Annotated in this window: 18 protein-coding genes and 1 pseudogene; 13 read left to right on the top strand and 6 right to left on the bottom strand. The window is 34.8% G+C overall.

The genetic code is table 11. From position 1 onward, the window contains the following. The first annotated feature begins 258 nt into the window (after positions 1-258). The 4 genes from yugI to K6959_RS13685 all read left to right on the top strand — a co-directional run bounded on the left by yugI (position 259) and on the right by K6959_RS13685 (position 5,286). Entirely contained in the window at positions 259-633 is a 375-nt protein-coding gene (gene yugI, locus K6959_RS13700; RefSeq protein ID WP_163239789.1) for a S1 domain-containing post-transcriptional regulator GSP13, read from the top strand. 312 nt (positions 634-945) lie between these two features. Next, a complete protein-coding gene (gene nhaC, locus K6959_RS13695; RefSeq protein WP_163239791.1) occupies positions 946-2,382 on the top strand; it encodes a Na+/H+ antiporter NhaC in 1,437 nt (478 codons plus the stop codon). A gap of 330 nt (positions 2,383-2,712) precedes the next feature. Next, entirely contained in the window at positions 2,713-3,909 is a 1,197-nt protein-coding gene (locus tag K6959_RS13690) for an ornithine--oxo-acid transaminase (protein WP_163239793.1), read from the top strand. Between the two features lie 102 nt (positions 3,910-4,011). Beyond that, positions 4,012-5,286 (top strand): Glu/Leu/Phe/Val family dehydrogenase, encoded by a 1,275-nt coding sequence (locus K6959_RS13685; protein WP_223086780.1) that lies wholly within the window; start codon positions 4,012-4,014, stop codon positions 5,284-5,286. 53 nt (positions 5,287-5,339) lie between these two features. Here K6959_RS13685 and K6959_RS13680 read toward each other — a convergent pair whose 3' ends face one another. Further along, complete coding sequence (locus K6959_RS13680; protein ID WP_163239797.1) at positions 5,340-5,573, bottom strand: DUF378 domain-containing protein; 234 nt, start codon at positions 5,571-5,573, stop codon at positions 5,340-5,342. 263 nt (positions 5,574-5,836) lie between these two features. On the opposite strand from K6959_RS13680, the gene K6959_RS13675 reads away from it, so the two are divergent. Then, positions 5,837-6,244 (top strand): YugN-like family protein, encoded by a 408-nt coding sequence (locus K6959_RS13675; protein ID WP_163239799.1) that lies wholly within the window; start codon positions 5,837-5,839, stop codon positions 6,242-6,244. 10 nt (positions 6,245-6,254) lie between these two features. Here the strand turns inward: K6959_RS13675 and K6959_RS13670 are convergent, their stop codons facing one another. Beyond that, positions 6,255-7,253, bottom strand: coding sequence for a potassium channel family protein (locus tag K6959_RS13670; protein WP_223086779.1), 999 nt, complete (start codon positions 7,251-7,253; stop codon positions 6,255-6,257). Positions 7,254-7,462: 209 nt separating this feature from the next. Here K6959_RS13670 and K6959_RS13665 point away from each other — a divergent pair, with 209 nt between their 5' ends. Beyond that, positions 7,463-9,202 (top strand): SulP family inorganic anion transporter, encoded by a 1,740-nt coding sequence (locus K6959_RS13665; RefSeq protein ID WP_394373001.1) that lies wholly within the window; start codon positions 7,463-7,465, stop codon positions 9,200-9,202. 144 nt (positions 9,203-9,346) lie between these two features. On the opposite strand, the gene K6959_RS13660 is transcribed toward K6959_RS13665, so the two are convergent. After that, a complete protein-coding gene (locus tag K6959_RS13660; RefSeq protein ID WP_223086776.1) occupies positions 9,347-9,811 on the bottom strand; it encodes an OsmC family protein in 465 nt (154 codons plus the stop codon). A 455-nt stretch (positions 9,812-10,266) separates the two neighbouring features. Between K6959_RS13660 and K6959_RS13655 the strand changes: the two genes are divergently transcribed. From K6959_RS13655 to K6959_RS13645, 3 genes are all read left to right on the top strand, one after another. Continuing rightward, on the top strand, positions 10,267-11,286 hold the full coding sequence (locus tag K6959_RS13655) for an ABC transporter substrate-binding protein (RefSeq protein ID WP_223088396.1): 1,020 nt from the start codon (positions 10,267-10,269) through the stop codon (positions 11,284-11,286). A 126-nt stretch (positions 11,287-11,412) separates the two neighbouring features. Then, complete coding sequence (locus K6959_RS13650) at positions 11,413-12,270, top strand: ABC transporter permease (RefSeq protein WP_223086775.1); 858 nt, start codon at positions 11,413-11,415, stop codon at positions 12,268-12,270. Between the two features lie 15 nt (positions 12,271-12,285). Continuing rightward, positions 12,286-13,458, top strand: coding sequence for a quaternary amine ABC transporter ATP-binding protein (locus K6959_RS13645; protein WP_223086774.1), 1,173 nt, complete (start codon positions 12,286-12,288; stop codon positions 13,456-13,458). Between the two features lie 61 nt (positions 13,459-13,519). On the opposite strand, the gene K6959_RS13640 is transcribed toward K6959_RS13645, so the two are convergent. Continuing rightward, the gene (locus K6959_RS13640; RefSeq protein ID WP_163239812.1) at positions 13,520-13,666 is read right to left on the bottom strand and encodes a hypothetical protein; all 147 of its coding nucleotides are present in this window, start codon (positions 13,664-13,666) and stop codon (positions 13,520-13,522) included. Positions 13,667-13,790: 124 nt separating this feature from the next. Here K6959_RS13640 and K6959_RS13635 point away from each other — a divergent pair, with 124 nt between their 5' ends. The 4 genes and pseudogenes from K6959_RS13635 to K6959_RS13625 all read left to right on the top strand — a co-directional run bounded on the left by K6959_RS13635 (position 13,791) and on the right by K6959_RS13625 (position 15,912). Beyond that, positions 13,791-14,132, top strand: a complete 342-nt coding sequence (locus tag K6959_RS13635; RefSeq protein ID WP_163239814.1) for a PadR family transcriptional regulator — start codon at positions 13,791-13,793, stop codon at positions 14,130-14,132. Then, positions 14,129-14,662, top strand: a pseudogene (locus K6959_RS13630) (hypothetical protein). The gene K6959_RS13635 and the pseudogene K6959_RS13630 overlap by 4 nt, the downstream one beginning before the upstream one ends. After that, a complete protein-coding gene (locus K6959_RS19300; RefSeq protein WP_262421795.1) occupies positions 14,637-14,954 on the top strand; it encodes a hypothetical protein in 318 nt (105 codons plus the stop codon). The pseudogene K6959_RS13630 and the gene K6959_RS19300 overlap by 26 nt, the downstream one beginning before the upstream one ends. After that, complete coding sequence (locus tag K6959_RS13625) at positions 14,941-15,912, top strand: serine hydrolase domain-containing protein (RefSeq protein WP_246234496.1); 972 nt, start codon at positions 14,941-14,943, stop codon at positions 15,910-15,912. The genes K6959_RS19300 and K6959_RS13625 overlap by 14 nt, the downstream gene beginning before the upstream one ends. Before the next feature lie 111 nt (positions 15,913-16,023). Here K6959_RS13625 and K6959_RS13620 read toward each other — a convergent pair whose 3' ends face one another. Next, positions 16,024-17,181: an IS3 family transposase gene (locus K6959_RS13620; protein ID WP_223086772.1), complete on the bottom strand. Its 1,158-nt coding sequence runs from the start codon at positions 17,179-17,181 to the stop codon at positions 16,024-16,026. Between the two features lie 469 nt (positions 17,182-17,650). Then, positions 17,651-18,436 (bottom strand): HAD family hydrolase, encoded by a 786-nt coding sequence (locus K6959_RS13615; protein WP_223086770.1) that lies wholly within the window; start codon positions 18,434-18,436, stop codon positions 17,651-17,653. Positions 18,437-19,102 lie beyond the last annotated feature (666 nt).

The following is a 19,102-nucleotide window of genomic DNA, read 5'->3' as shown; positions in this document are numbered from 1 at the left end:
TTTCACTATATAATACATGTTTTTTGTATCTTAATGGAAGCATTCCCTTATTTAATTATTTTTATTGTACCATTTGTTTCAAAGTTATTTCGAGACGTTTTTTTGAATCGTTCTTAATTGTTCATAAAATCTCTATTTAATTACAAAAAATCCATCTTAAATATATATGAAAAAATTGATAAAAAAATCTAATTGTGATACAATTTTTTAATGCGTAAAAGAAGAGAAAAATAAAATTAAAAATTTAGGAGTGTTTTAATGGGTCAAAGAATTACAACCGGAAGTATATTAACAGGAAAAGTTACCGGTATTCAGCCGTACGGAGCATTCGTTTCGTTAAACGACTCTATACAGGGATTAGTTCATATATCTGAAATTACACACGGATATGTAAAAGATATTAATGATCATGTGAAAATAGGAGACGAAGTAACGGTAAAAGTGTTATCCGTTGACGAGGAAGGCGGAAAGGTCAGTTTATCGATTCGGGCAACTGAGGGTGTACCTTCAAAAAAAATTGCAGCAAAAGTAAAGAAAGCTGAAACTAACAATGAACAAGGTTTTAACACTTTAAAAGAAAAGCTGCAGGAATGGATTGAGCAATCTGAAAGTGAAGGTTTAATGAATAAATAAAAGCTAAGAACAGACTAAAGCCATGAGAGCTTATAGACAAATTCAATATGTTTTGTTGCCAACGCTTGTTAGCCGAGATATATAGGACGGAGGCGAAAGCGAATAGATCAGTCGTGCATGAGCTTACAACGAAGTGCAAGTGATGATAAATGCGAGTGTTTGTCAACAGTCTGAATAGCTGGGTAATAAACTCAGCTATTTTTTATTTCTTAAATTAATTTTTCTGAAAAATTAACAAATTCATTTAATTGACACAAATATTATGTTTTAATTTTAAAGAGAGTGAAATTACACCGAGAGGAAAGAAGTACGATGAAGGAGAGTTCAGAAAAAAAGATACCGTTTATTATAGCGATGCTGCCTTTAACAGCGATGATGATTGTCATGGCGATCACAATTATTGAATTTGAAGGAAGCCCGCACATACCGTTAATTTTTGGAACTATTGTGTGTGCAATAGTCGCATCCCAGTTTGGATTTAAGTGGAAAGAGATTGAAGCAGGGGTATATAAAGGAATTCAACTGGCGTTACCTGCTATTATGATTATTATTATGGTCGGATTGACGATCGGAGCTTGGATTGGTGGAGGAATCGTTGCAACAATGATTTATTACGGACTAAAATTAATCACACCATCAATGTTTCTCGTTTCGATTTCAACTATTTGTGCGATTGTTACATTAGCAATCGGCAGTTCGTGGTCAACGATGGGAACGATTGGTGTTGCTGGCATGGGCATTGGGATAAGTATGGGTATTCCTGCACCAATGGTAGCTGGAGCTATCATTTCAGGCGCCTATTTTGGTGATAAAATGTCACCACTTTCAGATACAACTAATTTAGCAGCTGGCATAACTGAAACTGATTTATTTGAGCATATTCGCCATATGTTTTATACTACAATTCCTGCATTATTCCTTGCATTAACAGCTTATTTTTTTATGGGAAGACAATTTCGGACAACTGAATTAAATAATGAAAATATTCAAACGATCATGAATGTACTCAATGAAAACTTTGTTATATCTCCATGGCTGCTATTCGTTCCTTTGATTGTGATCTTTTTAGTTGCAAAAAAAGTTCCGGCTCTTCCAGCACTTGCAGCTGGTATATTGTTAGGGTGGTTATCGCATATAATCGTTCAAGGTGGACAAATTGGAATTGCGGTTAATACATTACAAGAAGGTTTTTCGATTGAAACTGGAAATGAATTAGTCGATGATCTTTTCAATCGTGGCGGGATTGATGATATGATGTATACTGTCTCTTTAACAATTGTTGCGATGGCATTTGGCGGGGTCATGGAGCATACAGGGATGCTGGAAGCTATTGTTAAACAAATATTAAAGTTAGCTCGTTCAGCTAAAAGTCTTGTTGTTGCAACTGTCTTTACAAGTTTTTTTACAAATATTGCAGCAGCAGAACAATACATTTCAATCCTGCTCCCGGGAAGAATGTATCATCAAGCTTATAAGAAAAAGAGACTCCAATCAAAAAACCTCTCACGGGCTTTAGAAGATGGGGGAACAGTTACTTCATCACTTGTACCTTGGAATACATGTGCTGTTTTTATTATGTCTACATTGGCAGTACACCCGTTTGAATATGCCCCATATGCCATTTTTAATTTATCTGTTCCATTGATTGCAATTTTGTTAGCTTCTTTTGGATTTAAGATGCCGTATATGAGTGAGAAAGAAATGAAGGAGATTGAAGAGAGTCAAACTTCTTCAAAAATTTCTGGATAAGGTTGTGTCGTACAACTTAAAAAAATATTTATCTATTTCTTATAAGAAGATGATAAAAATTTTATTTTTGATATTATTAATGAACATAGTTTAATGAATTTTTAAATTAATGGGAACAGTGTAAAAATACGTGGTTTTAATAATAATGTTTGAATAGGAATAACTTGTTACATGATGTCATAGTTTAACGTTTTTTACATAACAGGGTTAAATATCGTGTTACAATATATAAAAAAGTAACAACGAATGAAGTAAATTCATACCCCAATTTTCATGAATTGAAGGTTCCGTTGTACAATAGTAATATTGATTTAGGATGGAGGAATGTTTATGATGAAAACAGCATCTAAAGCATTAATTGAGCAATCAGAACAATTCGGAGCAAATAATTATCATCCGCTGCCAATTGTCATTTCGAACGCAGAAGGTGTTTGGGTTGAAGATCCAGAAGGGAATAAGTATATGGATATGTTAAGTGCTTATTCTGCAGTTAATCAAGGACATCGTCATCCAAAAATTATTGCCGCATTGAAAAATCAGGCTGATAAGGTAACTTTAACATCTAGAGCGTTTCATAATGATCAGCTTGGATCATGGTATGAAAAGGTTTGCAAATTAACAAATAAAGAAATGGCACTTCCAATGAATACAGGTGCAGAAGCTGTTGAAACGGCAATTAAAGCTGCACGACGTTGGGCATATGATGTAAAAGGTGTTGCAAATAATAAAGCGGAAATTATTGCTTGTAAAGGAAATTTTCATGGTCGGACAATGGCCGCTGTTTCTTTATCATCTGAAGAAGAATATAAACGCGGCTTCGGACCAATGTTGCCAGGAATAAACCTTGTCCCTTACGGTGACATAGAAGCATTAAGAAAAGCAATAACTCCTCATACAGCGGCATTTTTGGTTGAGCCGATCCAGGGAGAAGCAGGGATTATGATCCCTCCGGAAGGTTTCTTGAAACAAGCATATGAATTGTGTAAAGAAAATAACGTTTTATTTATTGCCGATGAAATTCAAGCTGGATTAGCCCGATCTGGAAAAATGTTTGCTTGTGATTGGGAAGAGGTAGTTCCCGATATGTATATTTTAGGAAAAGCCCTTGGAGGAGGAGTATTCCCAATTTCATGTGTTGTTGCCAATAAAGATATTTTAGGTGTATTTAATCCAGGCTCACATGGTTCAACATTTGGGGGAAATCCGATGGCATGTGCTGTTTCAATTGCAGCCATTGATGTACTAATAGAGGAAAAGTTAGCCGAACGCTCTTTACAGCTTGGAGAATATTTTATAAATAAATTAAAAGAAATAAACAATCCGATCATCAAGGAAGTACGCGGTCGTGGTCTATTTATTGGGATCGAATTGACAGAATCAGCGAGAAAATATTGTGAGGGGTTAAAAGAAGAGGGCTTGCTTTGTAAAGAAACACATGAAACAGTCATACGCTTTGCTCCACCCCTTATTATTAATAAAGAAGAGTTAGATTGGGCGATTGAGCGAATTAAAAAAGTATTATCTTAATATTGTTAATGAATACTAAGAGATAGAAAGCTCCTTTATCTCTTTACAAGAATATAAGGAAATAAACGGAAGCTTTACTTAAATTAATAAAGAGGTGCAATAATGGAAACCGCAGGAGTATCAGAAAAAGCTATAAATGATTCATTAAAATTATTAACATCGACTCAAGTTGTTATAAAAAAGGCTTTGGATAAACTTGGATATAATGAAGAGGTTTATGAGCTTCTGAAAGAACCTTTACGGATGTTAACAGTCAAAATTCCAGTTCATATGGATGATGGATCAGTAAAGATATTTACCGGATATCGTGCTCAGCATAACGATGCAGTAGGACCTACTAAAGGAGGAATACGCTTCCACCCAGAAGTAAATGAGCCTGAAGTAAAGGCTTTGGCGATGTGGATGAGTTTAAAATGTGGGATCGTTGATTTGCCATATGGCGGAGGAAAAGGCGGAATTGTTTGTGACCCTCGTACGATGTCAATGGGCGAGTTAGAGCGTTTAAGTCGAGGCTATGTAAGAGCGATAAGCCAAATAGTCGGACCGACAAAGGATATTCCTGCTCCGGATGTTTTTACGAATTCGCAAATTATGGCTTGGATGATGGATGAATATAGCTCTTTAAAAGAACATGATTCTCCAGGTTTTATTACAGGAAAGCCAATCGTTCTCGGAGGATCTCAAGGAAGAGAAAAGGCAACAGCTCAAGGAGTAACTATTTGTATTGAAGAAGCAGCTAAAAAACGGGGAATTTCGATAAAGGGTGCAAAAGTGATCGTTCAAGGCTTCGGTAACGCTGGAAGTTTCTTGTCGAAATTTTTGTATGATGCAGGTGCGATTATCGTTGGTATCTCTGATGCTTATGGTGCTTTATACGATCCAAATGGTTTAGATATTGATTACTTGTTGGATCGCCGTGATAGCTTTGGAACGGTTACCACGTTATTTGAAAATAAGATTACAAATAAAGAATTGCTTGAGTCTGATTGTGATATTCTTGTTCCAGCAGCGGTCGCCAATCAAATAACTGAAGAGAATGCGCATAATATTAAGGCTTCAATCATTGTAGAAGCTGCAAACGGACCGACAACGTTAGAAGCGACGAAAATATTAACTGAACGGGGAGTCCTGCTTGTTCCAGATGTGTTGGCTAGTGCTGGCGGAGTAACCGTGTCATACTTTGAATGGGTACAAAATAATCAAGGCTACTACTGGAGTATAGAAGAAATTGAAAAGAAACTCCGTAAGGTTCTTGTTGAATCATTTAATAATGTGTATCAAACAGCAGAAACGCGTAAAGTAAATATGCGTCTAGCAGCATATATGGTTGGAGTTCGAAAGATGTCAGAAGCGGCTAAGTTTAGAGGGTGGGTTTAAGAGTTTAAAAAGGAAAAGCAGCCTTTTAAAGGCTGCTTTTCCTTTTTTATTTATTATCTTGTTGGCTTTGCCTCAGGTTCACGTTCAAGTTCTTCATTTGGTTTAAACAGCAAACCAAGATTGATAAGACCTGCAATTCCGACTAAGCCGTAAATAATCCTCGAAAGAGCGGAGTCTTGACCGCCGAATATAGCAGCTACAAGATCAAACTGGAAAAAACCAATGAGCCCCCAGTTAATGGCTCCAATAATTGTAAAAACTAGTGCAATACGCTGTAAAGCGCTCATTTTATTTCCTCCTTATGATTAAAGTGTTCTTTTATATAGTGATACATGCAATAAATAATTATTCATGTTTAATGATGTGTTTAAAAATATTTTTTCCAATAAAGTGAAAACTTGAAAAGGACGTTAAGAGCTAGTTTTGCCTAACTGTGGATGATAACGAAATAACCAAGACTTAAAATTTCAAAATCCTTTTAAGAAATTCATCATGAAATTGATGTAAATGGAAACACTAAAACAAAATGACCAAGAAAGGTGTGTCTTCATTGATTGAGATACCGTCCGAGTTAGAAGGAAAGCATTTTGAACTTTTTAAGTTAGAACAGGTCTTAAAGCCGCTTGGTTATTCGATTGGCGGTAACTGGGATTATGATCACGGATCCTTTGATTATAAAATTGATGAGCAAACGGGATACCAATTTTTACGGCTTCCTTTTAAAGCAATTGATGGCCAGTTAGACTCTCGCGGAGTCACGGTTGAATTTGAGCGTCCTTTTTTGCTTAGTCACAAATATCAGCGCGGGCTTGATGATCATGTAAATGTATCAAATGTAACAGCTTCCTTTAATCAATTTTCTGAACCTGTTGATAAAGATGCAAGCTTCCCTGAAAAATTGGTCGGGATCGGCCGGGCGCTAGTAAGGGAAGCAGAAAAACTCCTGCTCAATTTATAAGGATGCTCAACTAACAATTCTCATTAAACACAACTATTAGTTGATCATCTTTTTGAATGATAAAAGGGTGGGAAGGATTAATAATCGTTTTCTCACCTCTTTTAATACCAACTAGTAGAATATTTTTTAATAATAAATGTGAGTTTATTAAGTTAAATGACTGACCAATCATTTCTTCTTTTACAGTTAAAAAAGAGAGCTTACATTTTTGCAGTTGATTTATTATTTCAAAGAAGCTTGTTTTTTTCGTAGAAAGGAGACGATTGACCATTACAAAACTTGTTAATGCATTCGACTGAATAATTTCATCTGCTCCTGCTCGCTTAGCATTAGCTACTTGTTCAGGTGTTAGTATTTCTGCAATACAGCATATTGAAGGATTTAAACCTTTTATTGTTAATAAGGTCAACACAGTATTCATATCTGCGTAAAGTTCATTTTTATTTTGATCGGCTGTAATTAATACCTTTTCTGCAAAGGCAATATTTGCTTTCATTAACACTTCATCTTGAAAAGCACGTCCATTTATAAAATGAACATTGTTGTGACAGATTGGGTTTTCTTGAAGGGTTTCATCAATTAATATTATTTTTTTTGGATTTTTCTCTAGTAACATACTTTTAATAATTTCCCGCGAACGTTCATTCCAACCGATAATAATCATATGATGACCACCGTTATAAGCAACTTTTCCTTTCATGAAAGAATTTTGTCTTGAGACAGCTGCGGTCGCGATTGTTGCAAAGTACGATGACACAAGGCCAATGCCAAGAAATATTAACACGATCGCCGCTACTCGACCTTTTGTAGAAGCAGGGACTAAATCTCCATAACCAACTGTAGATGTAGTAATAAGTGCCCACCAAATTCCGTCGAATACAGTCGGAAATGTTTCCGGCTCCATAAAATACATCATAACTCCAAAGCAAATAATGACTATTAATGCTAAAATAAAGATGCGAAAAATGAGCGGTAAACGCATAAAAAAAGCATAAAGGTGTTGGGGCACGCTATTCACCTCAAAACTTTAGACTTCATGCTCATTATTGACGAATAAAATTTTTTTCATAATTTTTAAAGCAAAAATCAGCTAGGTAATTTGCATTAATTTAAAATTGTTATACAATATAAGATGTACAAACGACTGTATTTTTAGCTAAAACTGTTATATAACAGTTTTGAAGAAACATAATTATTGCATAATAGGAGATGACTTCATTGTTATTAGACGAACGTTTCCGTGGGTATAACTCTGCTGCTTTGAAAAAGGATTTACTAGCAGGGATCACGGTGGGTATCGTTGCCATTCCCCTTGCAATGGCATTTTCGATTGCTTCAGGTGTAAATCCGGAATATGGGATATACACGACAATTATCAGTGGATTTTTAGTAGCATTACTTGGAGGATCACGCTTTCAAATTGCCGGCCCTACAGGTGCTTTTATTCCTGTACTGTTAGCCGTTGTTCTCCAGTATGGGTATGAAAAGTTGTTAATTGCAGGTCTCTTGGCGGGTCTTTTACTTATGATCATGGGGTTATTAAAGCTTGGTAACTTAATTAAGTACATACCTCGCTCAGTAACGATCGGATTTACATCAGGAATTGCTGTCATTATTTTCACAGGACAAATTGCAAGCTTTTTAGGATTAGAAGGTGTTGAAAAGAAAGAGGCTTTTCATGAAAATATGAATGAAATTTTTCGTCAATTAAATACAGTGAATATGTACAGTATTTTAATCGCTATATTAGGATTTATATTATTAATTTTTATTCCGAAATTATTTCCTCGTGTTCCAGTACTTCTAGTTGCGTTAATTATTCCTACAATTGTTGCTGTCTTCTTTTTCCCAAACAAAGTTGCAACAATCGGATCAGCATTTGGAGAAATTCCGCAAAAGCTTCCATCATTTAGTTTTCCAGAGCTAAGTTTGGAAACGATAAAAGAGGTATGGAGACCAGCTTTAGTTATTGCTATTCTTGGTGGGATTGAGTCGTTATTGTCAGCTGTTGTTGCAGATGGAATGACTGGAAAGCGGCACAATTCAAATCGTGAGTTGTTCGGGCAAGGGGTTGCCAACTTCGTCACACCATTATTCGGAGGAATTCCAGCAACAGGTGCAATTGCTCGTACAGCAACAAATATAAAAAGCGGTGCAGTCAGTCCGCTATCTAGTATATTTCATAGTGTATTTGTTTTAGGGGCTCTATTAATATTTGCACCATATGCATCGTATATACCTCTTGCGAGTATGGCTCCGATATTAATGCTAGTTGCTTGGAATATGAGTCAGCATAGAGCGTTTGTTCATATTTTAAAATTACGATCAGCTGATTCCATTGTTTTAATAGTAACGTTCTTACTAACTGTGTTTGTTAATTTAACAGTAGCAGTTGAAATTGGATTATTACTGGCAATGATCTCTTTCATTAAACGTATGAGCGGGATGCTTGAAATTGATAAAGTATTACCCGATTCACATGGAAAGCAAGTTTCACCTGATCCAATTATAACAGGACATGATTGTCCGCAGCTTTCAATTTATACAATTGAAGGGCCATTGTTTTTTGGGGCAGCGGATACTTTTGAGCGTGTGCTAACCCGCTCAATACGTAAACGGCCAAAGGTGCTGCTTTTGCGTATGCGGTATGTCTCTCTAATTGATGCTACTGGTGAAGGAAATCTCTCTTCTTTAGTGAATGACTTTCAAAAAATGAACGGAATTATCCTAATTTCGGGTATACGCGAGCAGCCTCTTGAAATGCTAAAAATAAGCGGCCTTTATGAAAAAATTGGGGCTGAGCATATTTTTGAGCATACTGGAGAAGCAATTAACTACGGTCTCTCTCTATTAAACTATGATCATTGTAAAGGATGCCGCTTTGCTGCTTTCCGTGAATGCGATAGTTTTAAGCAAAGAGAAGTAAGTGAACACGCACAGATGGCGCGTGTGCGTTAGAATAAAATCGCGACGGAAGCGAGTAAAAACTGTCGTTTGATCACTCAATTTGACAACAATCTAGTCGATGATTGGCAAGGTTAGCCAAATCATCGACTTTTTGTTTGTAATAAATGATTGGAGATTATTTAGGCATCCAATTTGTTATGTAGTCATAACATTCGGTTTTTCAACGACTACACCTGCAAGTTCAAGCTTCACAGGATTTTGGAGAGAGTCACCGACTGGACATGTTCTTTCAATAAATAGAGCAAACTCGTTTGCTTTTTCTTCAGATGCGTCACATTCCATATACATTTTAAAACGTACAGCTTGAAATCCAGGTCTTACTTCTTTTTTTCCTTGAAAACCAGCGGGATCTAAATCTCCTTCCAATTCAACACGAAAAGCTCGAAGATCGATTCCAAATTGTTTTGCATAAATTTTAGCTACAATTGATTGACACGCACCTAACGCACAAAGTGTCATTTCAACTGGATTCATTCCTTTGTCAGTCCCGCCCAAGTATTTCGGTTCATCCATCATTACTTTAAAACCTCGCGAAGCCGTTTCTACTAACAAACCTTCATCTAAATTTTTTGCGGTAGCTTTAAATGTAACAATTGACATGTTTTTTTTCCCCCTAAAATGTGACTATTCATCTTTTGACAAGTTTATTTTACCATATAAAATTATATTTGTTCACTATATCACAAAGTAATATTAACAATTTTATGAATAACAATTAAAGTAAAAAAACATATCCTGTTAAACATTATTGTTCAATGGCACATTCGTGTGAGACATTGTCCTTTCGAGAAGGCTTCATATCGTTAGGAAGTAAGTAAATCAACAGAGAATAATATATAAAAATAGCTGTAAACTAGAACATACGGAAGTAATCCACCCGTAAATGTAAGTCTCATCATTTTAAATTGTACTTACATGTCATAATCATGTCATATGGCTATTTGTCCTTTAATACTCGGCTTGTGAATAATGTCACTAATATGTAACAATGTATATGTCGCAATTATTGAAAGAACGATGTTTAAACATTTTAGGGAGGTCTTTTTTTGGTTAGAGTGAAAAAAAGTTTTTTTTTTTTACTGATTTTTATTCTGATTGCAAGTTTAACAGCTTGCACTTCAAGTGATAGCAGTAAAAACGGTAAGTCAGAAGGTGCAAATAAAGAGGAAACACTTATCTTTGCTGATGCTGGATGGGATAGTATGAGATTCCATAATGGTGTAGCCCGGTTTATACTTGAAAACGGTTATGGATATAAAACGGATATTATGCCTGGCTCTACAGTTGCAACAATCCAAGGACTTGGGAGCGGGGATATTGATATTTACATGGAAGTATGGACAGACAATGTGAAAGAATCTTATCAAAAAGTTTTAGACAGCGGTAAGGCGGTTGAACTTGGCATAAACTACGATGATAACACTCAAGGATTGTATGTTCCAACCTATGTAATCGAAGGGGATCCAGAACGGGGAATAGAACCATTGGCACCCGATTTAAAAACTGTTGAAGATTTAAAAAAATACAAAGATCTTTTTAAAGACCCTGAAGATCCTAGTAAAGGAAGAATCATTGGCGCCATTCCAGGTTGGTCTGCCGATGAAATTATGACTGAAAAAATTGAAACGTATGGGTTAGATGAGCAATTTAACATTTTCCGTCCTGGTTCTGACGGTGCCTTATCAACATCGATCGTTAATGCATATAAAGCCGGTGAACCTTGGGTTGGCTACTATTGGGAGCCCACTTGGATCATGGGAATGTATGATATGACACTATTGGAAGAAAAAGAGTATAACGAAAAAGATTGGAACGATGGTTATAAGACAGCCTTTCCTTCTGTGAAGTTGACAATTGCTGTTAATAAAGATGTTAGTGAAAATAAGGAAGTAGTTGACTTCTTGAAAAATTACAAATCGTCTACTGAAATAACAAACGAAGCCCTTTCTTATATGCAAGAGCATGAAGCAACGGCAGAAGAGGCAGCTGAAAACTTCTTAAAGGAACACGAGGAACTTTGGGTTGAATGGGTTCCTGAAGATATAGCTAATAAAGTGAAAGAAAAACTTTCATAATGAACTTTGAAAAATAAATCAATAGCTGGTATTTAACCAACTATTGATTTATATTTTTTTGCTATGGTGAATTATATACTAGATTGGAGTGAAATTAGTTGCATTGTATAATGTGACATATGAAATATGACTAATTTTCCGGATATTCGTTGGGAACTAGGAAAGTACGTTGAAGAAGCAACTGTGTGGTTTACAGATCATTTTCAAGGCACTTTAGATTCTATTTCAAACGGAGTTTTATTCTTATTAATGAAAATAGAAGCGGGTCTATTATGGATTCCTTGGTGGGCGGTATTACTAGTTGTTTTTATTTTAGGAGCACGCTACAAAAGTATTGTTTCAGGAACGATATATGCATTGTTATTATTTTTAGTCGGTACATTTGGTTACTGGGAATTAATGATGCTTACATTAGCGATCGTTTTGGCCTCTGTTGTGATTTCAATTATTATCGGGGTTCCAATTGGGATTATATCTTCTTACAGTAAGAAAACAGAAAACATTTTACAGCCAATATTAGATGCGATGCAAACATTACCGAGTTTTGTGTACTTAATTCCCGCAATGATGTTTTTTGGTTTAGGAAAAGTCCCAGCAGTATTTGCTACGATTATATATGCTGCTCCTCCTGTTATTCGCTTAACAAAATTAGCAATTCGCGGAGTCTCAAAAGAAATGGTCGAAGCAGCTCAATCATATGGTTCTTCTACTTGGCAAGTTTTAACGAAAGTACAACTCCCACAAGCACTCCCTACAATTATGACAGGTATTAACCAAACAACGATGATGGCTCTTTCAATGGTTGTTGTAGCTTCAATGGTTGGAGCAAAAGGTTTAGGTATGGAAGTATTAACTTCTATTAACCGGATTGACATTGGAAAAGGTTTCGAGTCTGGAATCGGGATTGTGTTTCTCGCTATTATTATTGATCGAATTTCTCAAGGAATTGCTGACAGATCTCGTTCGAAGCGTTTGAAATTGTAAAAGGAGTTTAAATTTATGCCAACAAAAATACAAGTGAAAAATATTACAAAAATATTTGGGAAAAATCCAAAAACAATTGTCCAAAAAATAAAGCAAGGAATGTCGAAAAAAGAAATATTAGAAAAAACAGGCCATACTGTTGGGATCTATAATGCTAACTTCGAAGTAAAAGAAGGGGAAATCTTCGTGATTATGGGGTTATCAGGAAGTGGAAAATCAACCCTTATTCGCTGTCTTAACTTATTAAATAAACCAACTGCGGGGCAAATATTTGTTGATGGTGAAGAGGTCACATCATATAACAAGAAGCAATTACAGGAGTTTAGAAAAACAAAAATAGCGATGGTATTTCAACATTTTGGACTTTTTACACATCGATCTGTTTTAGAAAATGTGGCTTATGGTCTTGAAATTAAAGGTGTTCCAAAAGAAGAACGTGAAAAAATTGCTTTAAAAAATATTCAGATTGTAGGGCTTGAAGGGTATGAACAGCAAATGCCAGATCAGCTTTCTGGAGGGATGCAACAGAGAGTAGGACTGGCAAGAGCCTTAGCAAACGATCCTGATATTTTACTAATGGATGAACCTTTTAGCGCCCTAGACCCTCTTATTCGCAGGGAAATGCATGTTGAACTTCTTGATCTACAAGCAAAACTTAAAAAAAAGATTATTTTTATTACACATGATATAAATGAAGCATTTAAGCTTGGAGATCGAGTTGCTGTTATGAAAGATGGACAAATAGTTCAGACTGGAACACCAGAAGAAATTTTGGAGTCGCCGGCTGATGAGTATATTGAAGATTTCGTAAAAGATATTGATCGTTCTAAAGTTTTACAAGCAAAACATATTATGATGAGTCCTGATCCAGTGGCGTATATGAAGGATGGGTTAAAACTTGTAGTTAAAAAGATGGAACAGCAAGGGATTTCTAGCTTGTACGTCGTAGATACGAATCGTAAGCTACAAGGAATTGTGACGATTGATGATGCGATCGAGGCTCGACAACGCGGGCAAGAATTAAAGGATATTATTAAGCATGATTTTGAGAAAACTAATCCCGAAACATTTATCCAAGATCTCATCCCGCAAGCTACTCAAACAAAATATCCAATCGCTGTTATCGATCAAGAACAAAAACTTCTCGGTTTAATTGTTCGCGTTTCCGTTCTTTCAGGTTTAGTATAAATTACCTATACTTTTTGCTGCTTTCTCTAAAGTGATGAGAAAGCAGCTTTTCTTTTTATCATCATTTATTTGCTTTCGCTTGCTGCTGTACTTTATTAGGCTTTTCCTCTTCTAAATCTTCTTGTTTTGCAGCAACTAAATTTGAGGAGCGAATGACAGCTGATGTTAAATTATTATTCGGCGCTGCTTCTTCATTCCACTTTTTCATTTTGTCACATCCTCTCTATAAATGTAATGTTTAGTATACGATTTCTAGAAATGAATATGAATTTTTTTAGTTTTATTTTAAATATATACTTGAATCAAATATATACTTTTGTTAAAGTTATTTTATGGAAAGAACAAGTTTAATTAAAGGTCATTTAGAAATGTGTGTGTTGTCTATTTTATCAAGGGGGAAAAGCTACGGTTATGAAATGATGAAGGAGTTGGAAAAATACAATTTAAAATTGAAAGGAGTAGGAAGTATTTATCCGATATTGACTAAGCTGAAAGATCAAGGATGGGTTCATACTTACCGTGAAGTAACAAATAACGGAAAGATGAGAGTTTATTATGAAATCAACGAAAAAGGAGAATTGTATCTCCAAAAAAAGATTAACGAATGGTTAGAGTTGCAAAATGATATAAAGTCTTTGCTTCAATGTGGTTTGAAAGGAGATCAGTTGAAATGAAAATTGTATTAAGTCGATCTGAAAAACAGTTTTTAAATGAAGTACTTACAGAATTAAAACAATATCAAATCAGCTCAAAAGATAGAAGAAATATTAAACTGCAGCTTTTAGAACATATTCAGGAAGCTCGTGAACATGGCGATGATAGTTTAAATGGACTCGGCGATTCGACGACATTTGTTAAGGATTTTTTAGACTTGAATGAAATAGATCTTTATTCTGAAATAAAACAGCTATGAACACCTCGCAGTAGACGAGGAACTTTACTTATAATAGGCAGCTGTGCTTTAATTGTTACATATCTTTTCTCACAGTTTGTTTTATCACTGTTTTTAACAGAAGTATTTAATCCACAATCTAACCATTCATTTCATTATCATCTTTTGTATCGAATATCTGATGATGCATGGTGGAATTCATTGCTCATTATGATTAGCTTCTTTACTTCTTTAGCAGTATCATTACTTGTTGTGTTTTTTTTCGAAAAAAACGGAGAATTATTTTATGAAAGAACTAATCGCTATTATTAAAGTAATATTAGTTTGTTTATTATTAATTTCTTCTCTTATATTTTGGCCCGTCTCACAAATATCCGCAGAACAAAATGTAAAAAACACGTTAGAAAACTACGTCGAAACTTTTTTAAAGGAACATCGAGTTCCTGGAGCTTCAATTGCAATTGTGCGTCATAATGAGATTTTTTATTCCAACGGATGGGGGATAACAGGAGAGTCTGAACAAGATGTAACGACTGAAACGCCTTTTACGGTTCGGATCGATCAGCAAGTCATTAACAGGCTTAGCGATCATGAAATTAATTGAAGAAGGAAAGCTTAACATAGATGATCCTGTACAGAAATATATTCCTACTTTCACGCTTAAAGATCAACAAGCAGCATCTCAAATAACGATTAAGCATTTATTATCTCATACGAGTGGACTTAGTCCTTATATTGGTTTATTAATGGCTGATAAAACCTCCAATGATCTTAACGCGATTAAAAGCAATTTGAACAATCTAATAAATGTTAACCTCACAGCATCTCCTGGCGAGAAATATCAATATAGCAGTGCAAACTACTTAATTCTTGGTGCTCTTATTGAGGAAGTTACAAATCAACCATATTCTCAGTTCATGGAAGAGCACATTTTCTTACCTTTACAGATGAAAAATGCAGCAGCTGACTTAGAAACAGCAAGAGAAAAAGGATACTTTGCAGGGTATCAGTCATGGTTTGGTCTACCAAGAAAGAGTGAAGTTGTCTATGATAACGGAGGAGCCGCATATGGCTATATCACTGCAAGTGCTAAAGATATGGCCCAATTGATTAACTTTTTTAGCGAACAAGGTGACAGCATATTATCAAAAGAATACAAGGAACTTTATTTATCTCCCCTATTTCAAACTAAAGAAGAGCAATATTACGGTTTTGGTTTAAGAATAACAGATTCCGTTTCTCAAGGAAAAATAATTTGGCATTCAGGTTCAACCCCAGATTCGCATACTGAATTTTTCTTCTTGCCTGAAACAGGTTGGGGCGGGGTGATTCTGACGAATAAAAATCATATATTAGAAGAAGAGGCTCTTCCAAATTTAAAGAATGGTATAATTGCGATTTTAAATGGAGAAAAACCGGCTGATGTACAAAGTATTTTTCCTACTGTTCAACTTGTCCTATGCGGGATACTATGTTTGCTTTTTGGACTGTTGTTTTATTTAATAGTCAAACTTGTTAGGAAAAATATTCGTAAAAGAAATGGTATTAGGTCAATAAAGTAGACACAAATTTTTTAGATTTTTATCCTCTACCGCGCTTTCGCTTGGTGGCCTCTTCATTCAAGAACAGAATGACTTCTGTTCTTGAATGAAGAGGAAAAAGTGTATCTTGTGTTAACTTGCAGCTTTACTAAGGTACATACGTTCGTATTCGGACGGCGAAAGGTATCCATTGGCCGAATGAATTCTTTTTGAATTATAGAATATTTCGATATATTCATAGATTTCTTTTTTGGCCTGTTCTCTCGTCTTATATTTAGTTAGATAGATAAGTTCTTTCTTTAGCACACTATGAAAGGATTCAATGCAGGCATTATCATAACAGTTTCCCTTTCTGCTCATGCTTATATCCATCTCATACTTAGTCAATTTCTTTTGATAATCTTTTGAACAATATTGGCTGCCACGATCTGAATGATGAAGAACAGAGCCAAGGGGTGGCTTCTGGCGGTTATATGCCCGATCCAGAGCGTTAATCACCAACTCTTTTGTCATTGTCTTATCCACGGACCAGCCAACAACAATTTTGCGAGAAAATAAATCCATTACGCTTGCTAAATAGAGCCAGCCTTCTGAAGTTGGAATATAAGTGATATCAGCGACCCATACTTTATTCGGTGCATCTACTTTAAATTCTTGATTAAGCTTATTCTCGTAGACTGGAAGAGAATGCTTTGAATTGGTAGTCGCTTTATATTTTTTAACTGTCTTTGACCGGAGATTCTCTTCTTTCATGATACGAGCTACTGTTTTTTGGCAGACAGGCACTCCTTTTCTTTCAAGGTCTTTTGCAATCTTTGGACTTCCATAAAGTCCCCTGGATTCTAAATATGATTTATGAACGTGCTTAACTAAAGTTTTATGGCGTTTTGCTTTTTCACTTTCAGGGCGATCCACCCATTTGTGATAGCCGCTTCGGGAAACCTTCATGACCTTGCACATCTTCTCCACACGGAAAATGAAGCGATTCTCATAGATGAATGAGAAAATTACCGATGGTCTTTCACGAAGAAGTGCATCATCCTTTTTTAAGATTGCATTCTCCTCCTCAAGATCACGTAGCCGTTTTTGCATTGCTTTTAATTGTTGAGCTTCTGTCATGTTTGGAAAAGAAGCTTCAATAAACTCTTCACCATATTTCTTTTTCCAATTGTGAATGGTATTTGGACTAATATCCAGATCCCTAGCCGTCTGGGCAACCGACTTGTTTTGTTCAATCATCATTTGGACTGTACTTCTTTTAAAATCTTCATCAAATGTTTGTCTGCTCATTTGGACACCTCATATTATTAGTTATTTTAATAATAAACTGTGTCTACTTTTGAGTCTAACATCAAAAAACATTATGTATTTCCGGTACAATCCTTATTGCTTTATCAATTATCCTTGTTCCACTACTCTTATATATTGTAAGGTCTCCTTGGCATTCGATAAAATTATTTGCTCCTGATATTGCCTTACTGATAATGATGATTGTAGTCTTTTTTAACTTAAACGGTCTATTATCCATATTTATTTTACTGAAACGATATCAATCTTCTTAATTAATATTTACTTCTAAATTTAAAAAAAAGTCCGTTAACGGGGCCGATCCGAAAATAATAAATGTAAAAGCTCATTAACACAACGTTTAGAGCAGATAATGTGATAATTTTAATATGGTTACATAACAAAAGGTTTGTGATTATTATACAATTAAACCATCAGAAAAAGTTACTTCTGATGGTTTAATGATTTACTACTAATGATTAATAATTGAAAGTATGTCTTGTAAGCGATCAACTTGATAAGTAGGTTGTGCTTTTTTGGCAACTTTGCCATCAGCATGGTCAATCAAAATTGAATCCATTCCAATTTTTGTTGCTCCTAAAATATCTGTACTTAAGTTATCACCAACCATGACTACTTTATCAACTGATAGCTCCATTAAACGTAAAGCGTGTTCAAAAATAACTGGATTTGGTTTGCCGAAACCAACATTTCCTGAAATGACGATATGCTCAAAAAATGGAACAAGCTCTGGAGTCATCGTAAGTTTTTCAAGCTGTAAAGAAGGCGCCCCATTTGTTAAAAGTAATAAACGAAAGTCTTTAGCTGTTAAAGTATTCAGTACGTCAATTGTTTCTTCATATAGAAATGGAGAGGAACGGCGAGCTTCTTTAAAGCGGTCTCTTGCTTTAATGGCTTCATCTTCTCCGAGATTGAAATCCTTTAATCCTTGCACCCATGTCTTTGTTTGATAATCTAAAATGAGTTCGCCCATTTGTCTGAATTGCCAATGGTGGACATCTCCAAAGTTTCCCCATAGACCTTCAAAAGGATTGATTCCAATTTGTTGCGTAAATAAGTAGAAAGGATAAGTTGCATATTGTTTTCGAGCTTCTTTTCTAATTCGAGCTTCGATATCCTTTTTGTTTAAATGATATGATGAAGCAATTTCATGACATGTAAGATCAAACGCGGTTTGGATACTTTTTCGATCATTTAATAACGTGTCATCCAAATCAAAAAATATCGCTTTCTTCATTATTCTCCCCCATTAAAGTTAATTCGTCATTATTATGTTCTTTTAATCTCTTTATTTTAACATTTAAATCAATATATTATAAACGTTCTGTAATGAAAATAAAAGGAGATTGTTAACGCAAATCGTAAAAAATGCATAACAAGAAATATTTTTGTAACAAACGAAATATTTTTAAAAAAAATGAAACATTTGTAATTATTAAACGTCTAATATGTTAGAGAACAAAAAAGGGTGTGATGTTATTGTCCAAACAAATTAAGTCGTAACTTTATTTTATTAAATGACTACTAAATTATTATCCTATAAATGCATAACGAGAAATATTTACGTAATAAATGAAATATTTTTAAAAAAAGTGAAACATTTGTAATCATTAAACGTCTAATATATTAGAGAACAATAAAAGGTGTGATGTTATTGTCGAAAGAAACTAAGTCGTAACTTTATTTTATTAAATGACTACTAAATTATTATCCTATAAATGCATAACGAGAAATATTTACGTAATAAATGAAATATTTTTAAAAAAAAGTGAAACATTTGTAATCATTAAACGTCTAATATATTAGAGAACAATAAAAGGTGTGATGTTATTTGTCGAAAGAAACTAAGTCGTAACTTTAATCTTATTAAATGACTTGTCAACTCGTCACCATAGAAACAAAG

The sequence above is a fragment of the Bacillus aquiflavi genome, from assembly GCF_019915265.1.
In the GTDB taxonomy this organism is placed as follows: domain Bacteria; phylum Bacillota; class Bacilli; order Bacillales; family Cytobacillaceae; genus Bacillus_BT; species Bacillus_BT aquiflavi.
The sequence above is the reverse complement of the archived record's forward strand: the minus strand, read 5'-3'. Positions and strand labels throughout refer to the sequence as shown.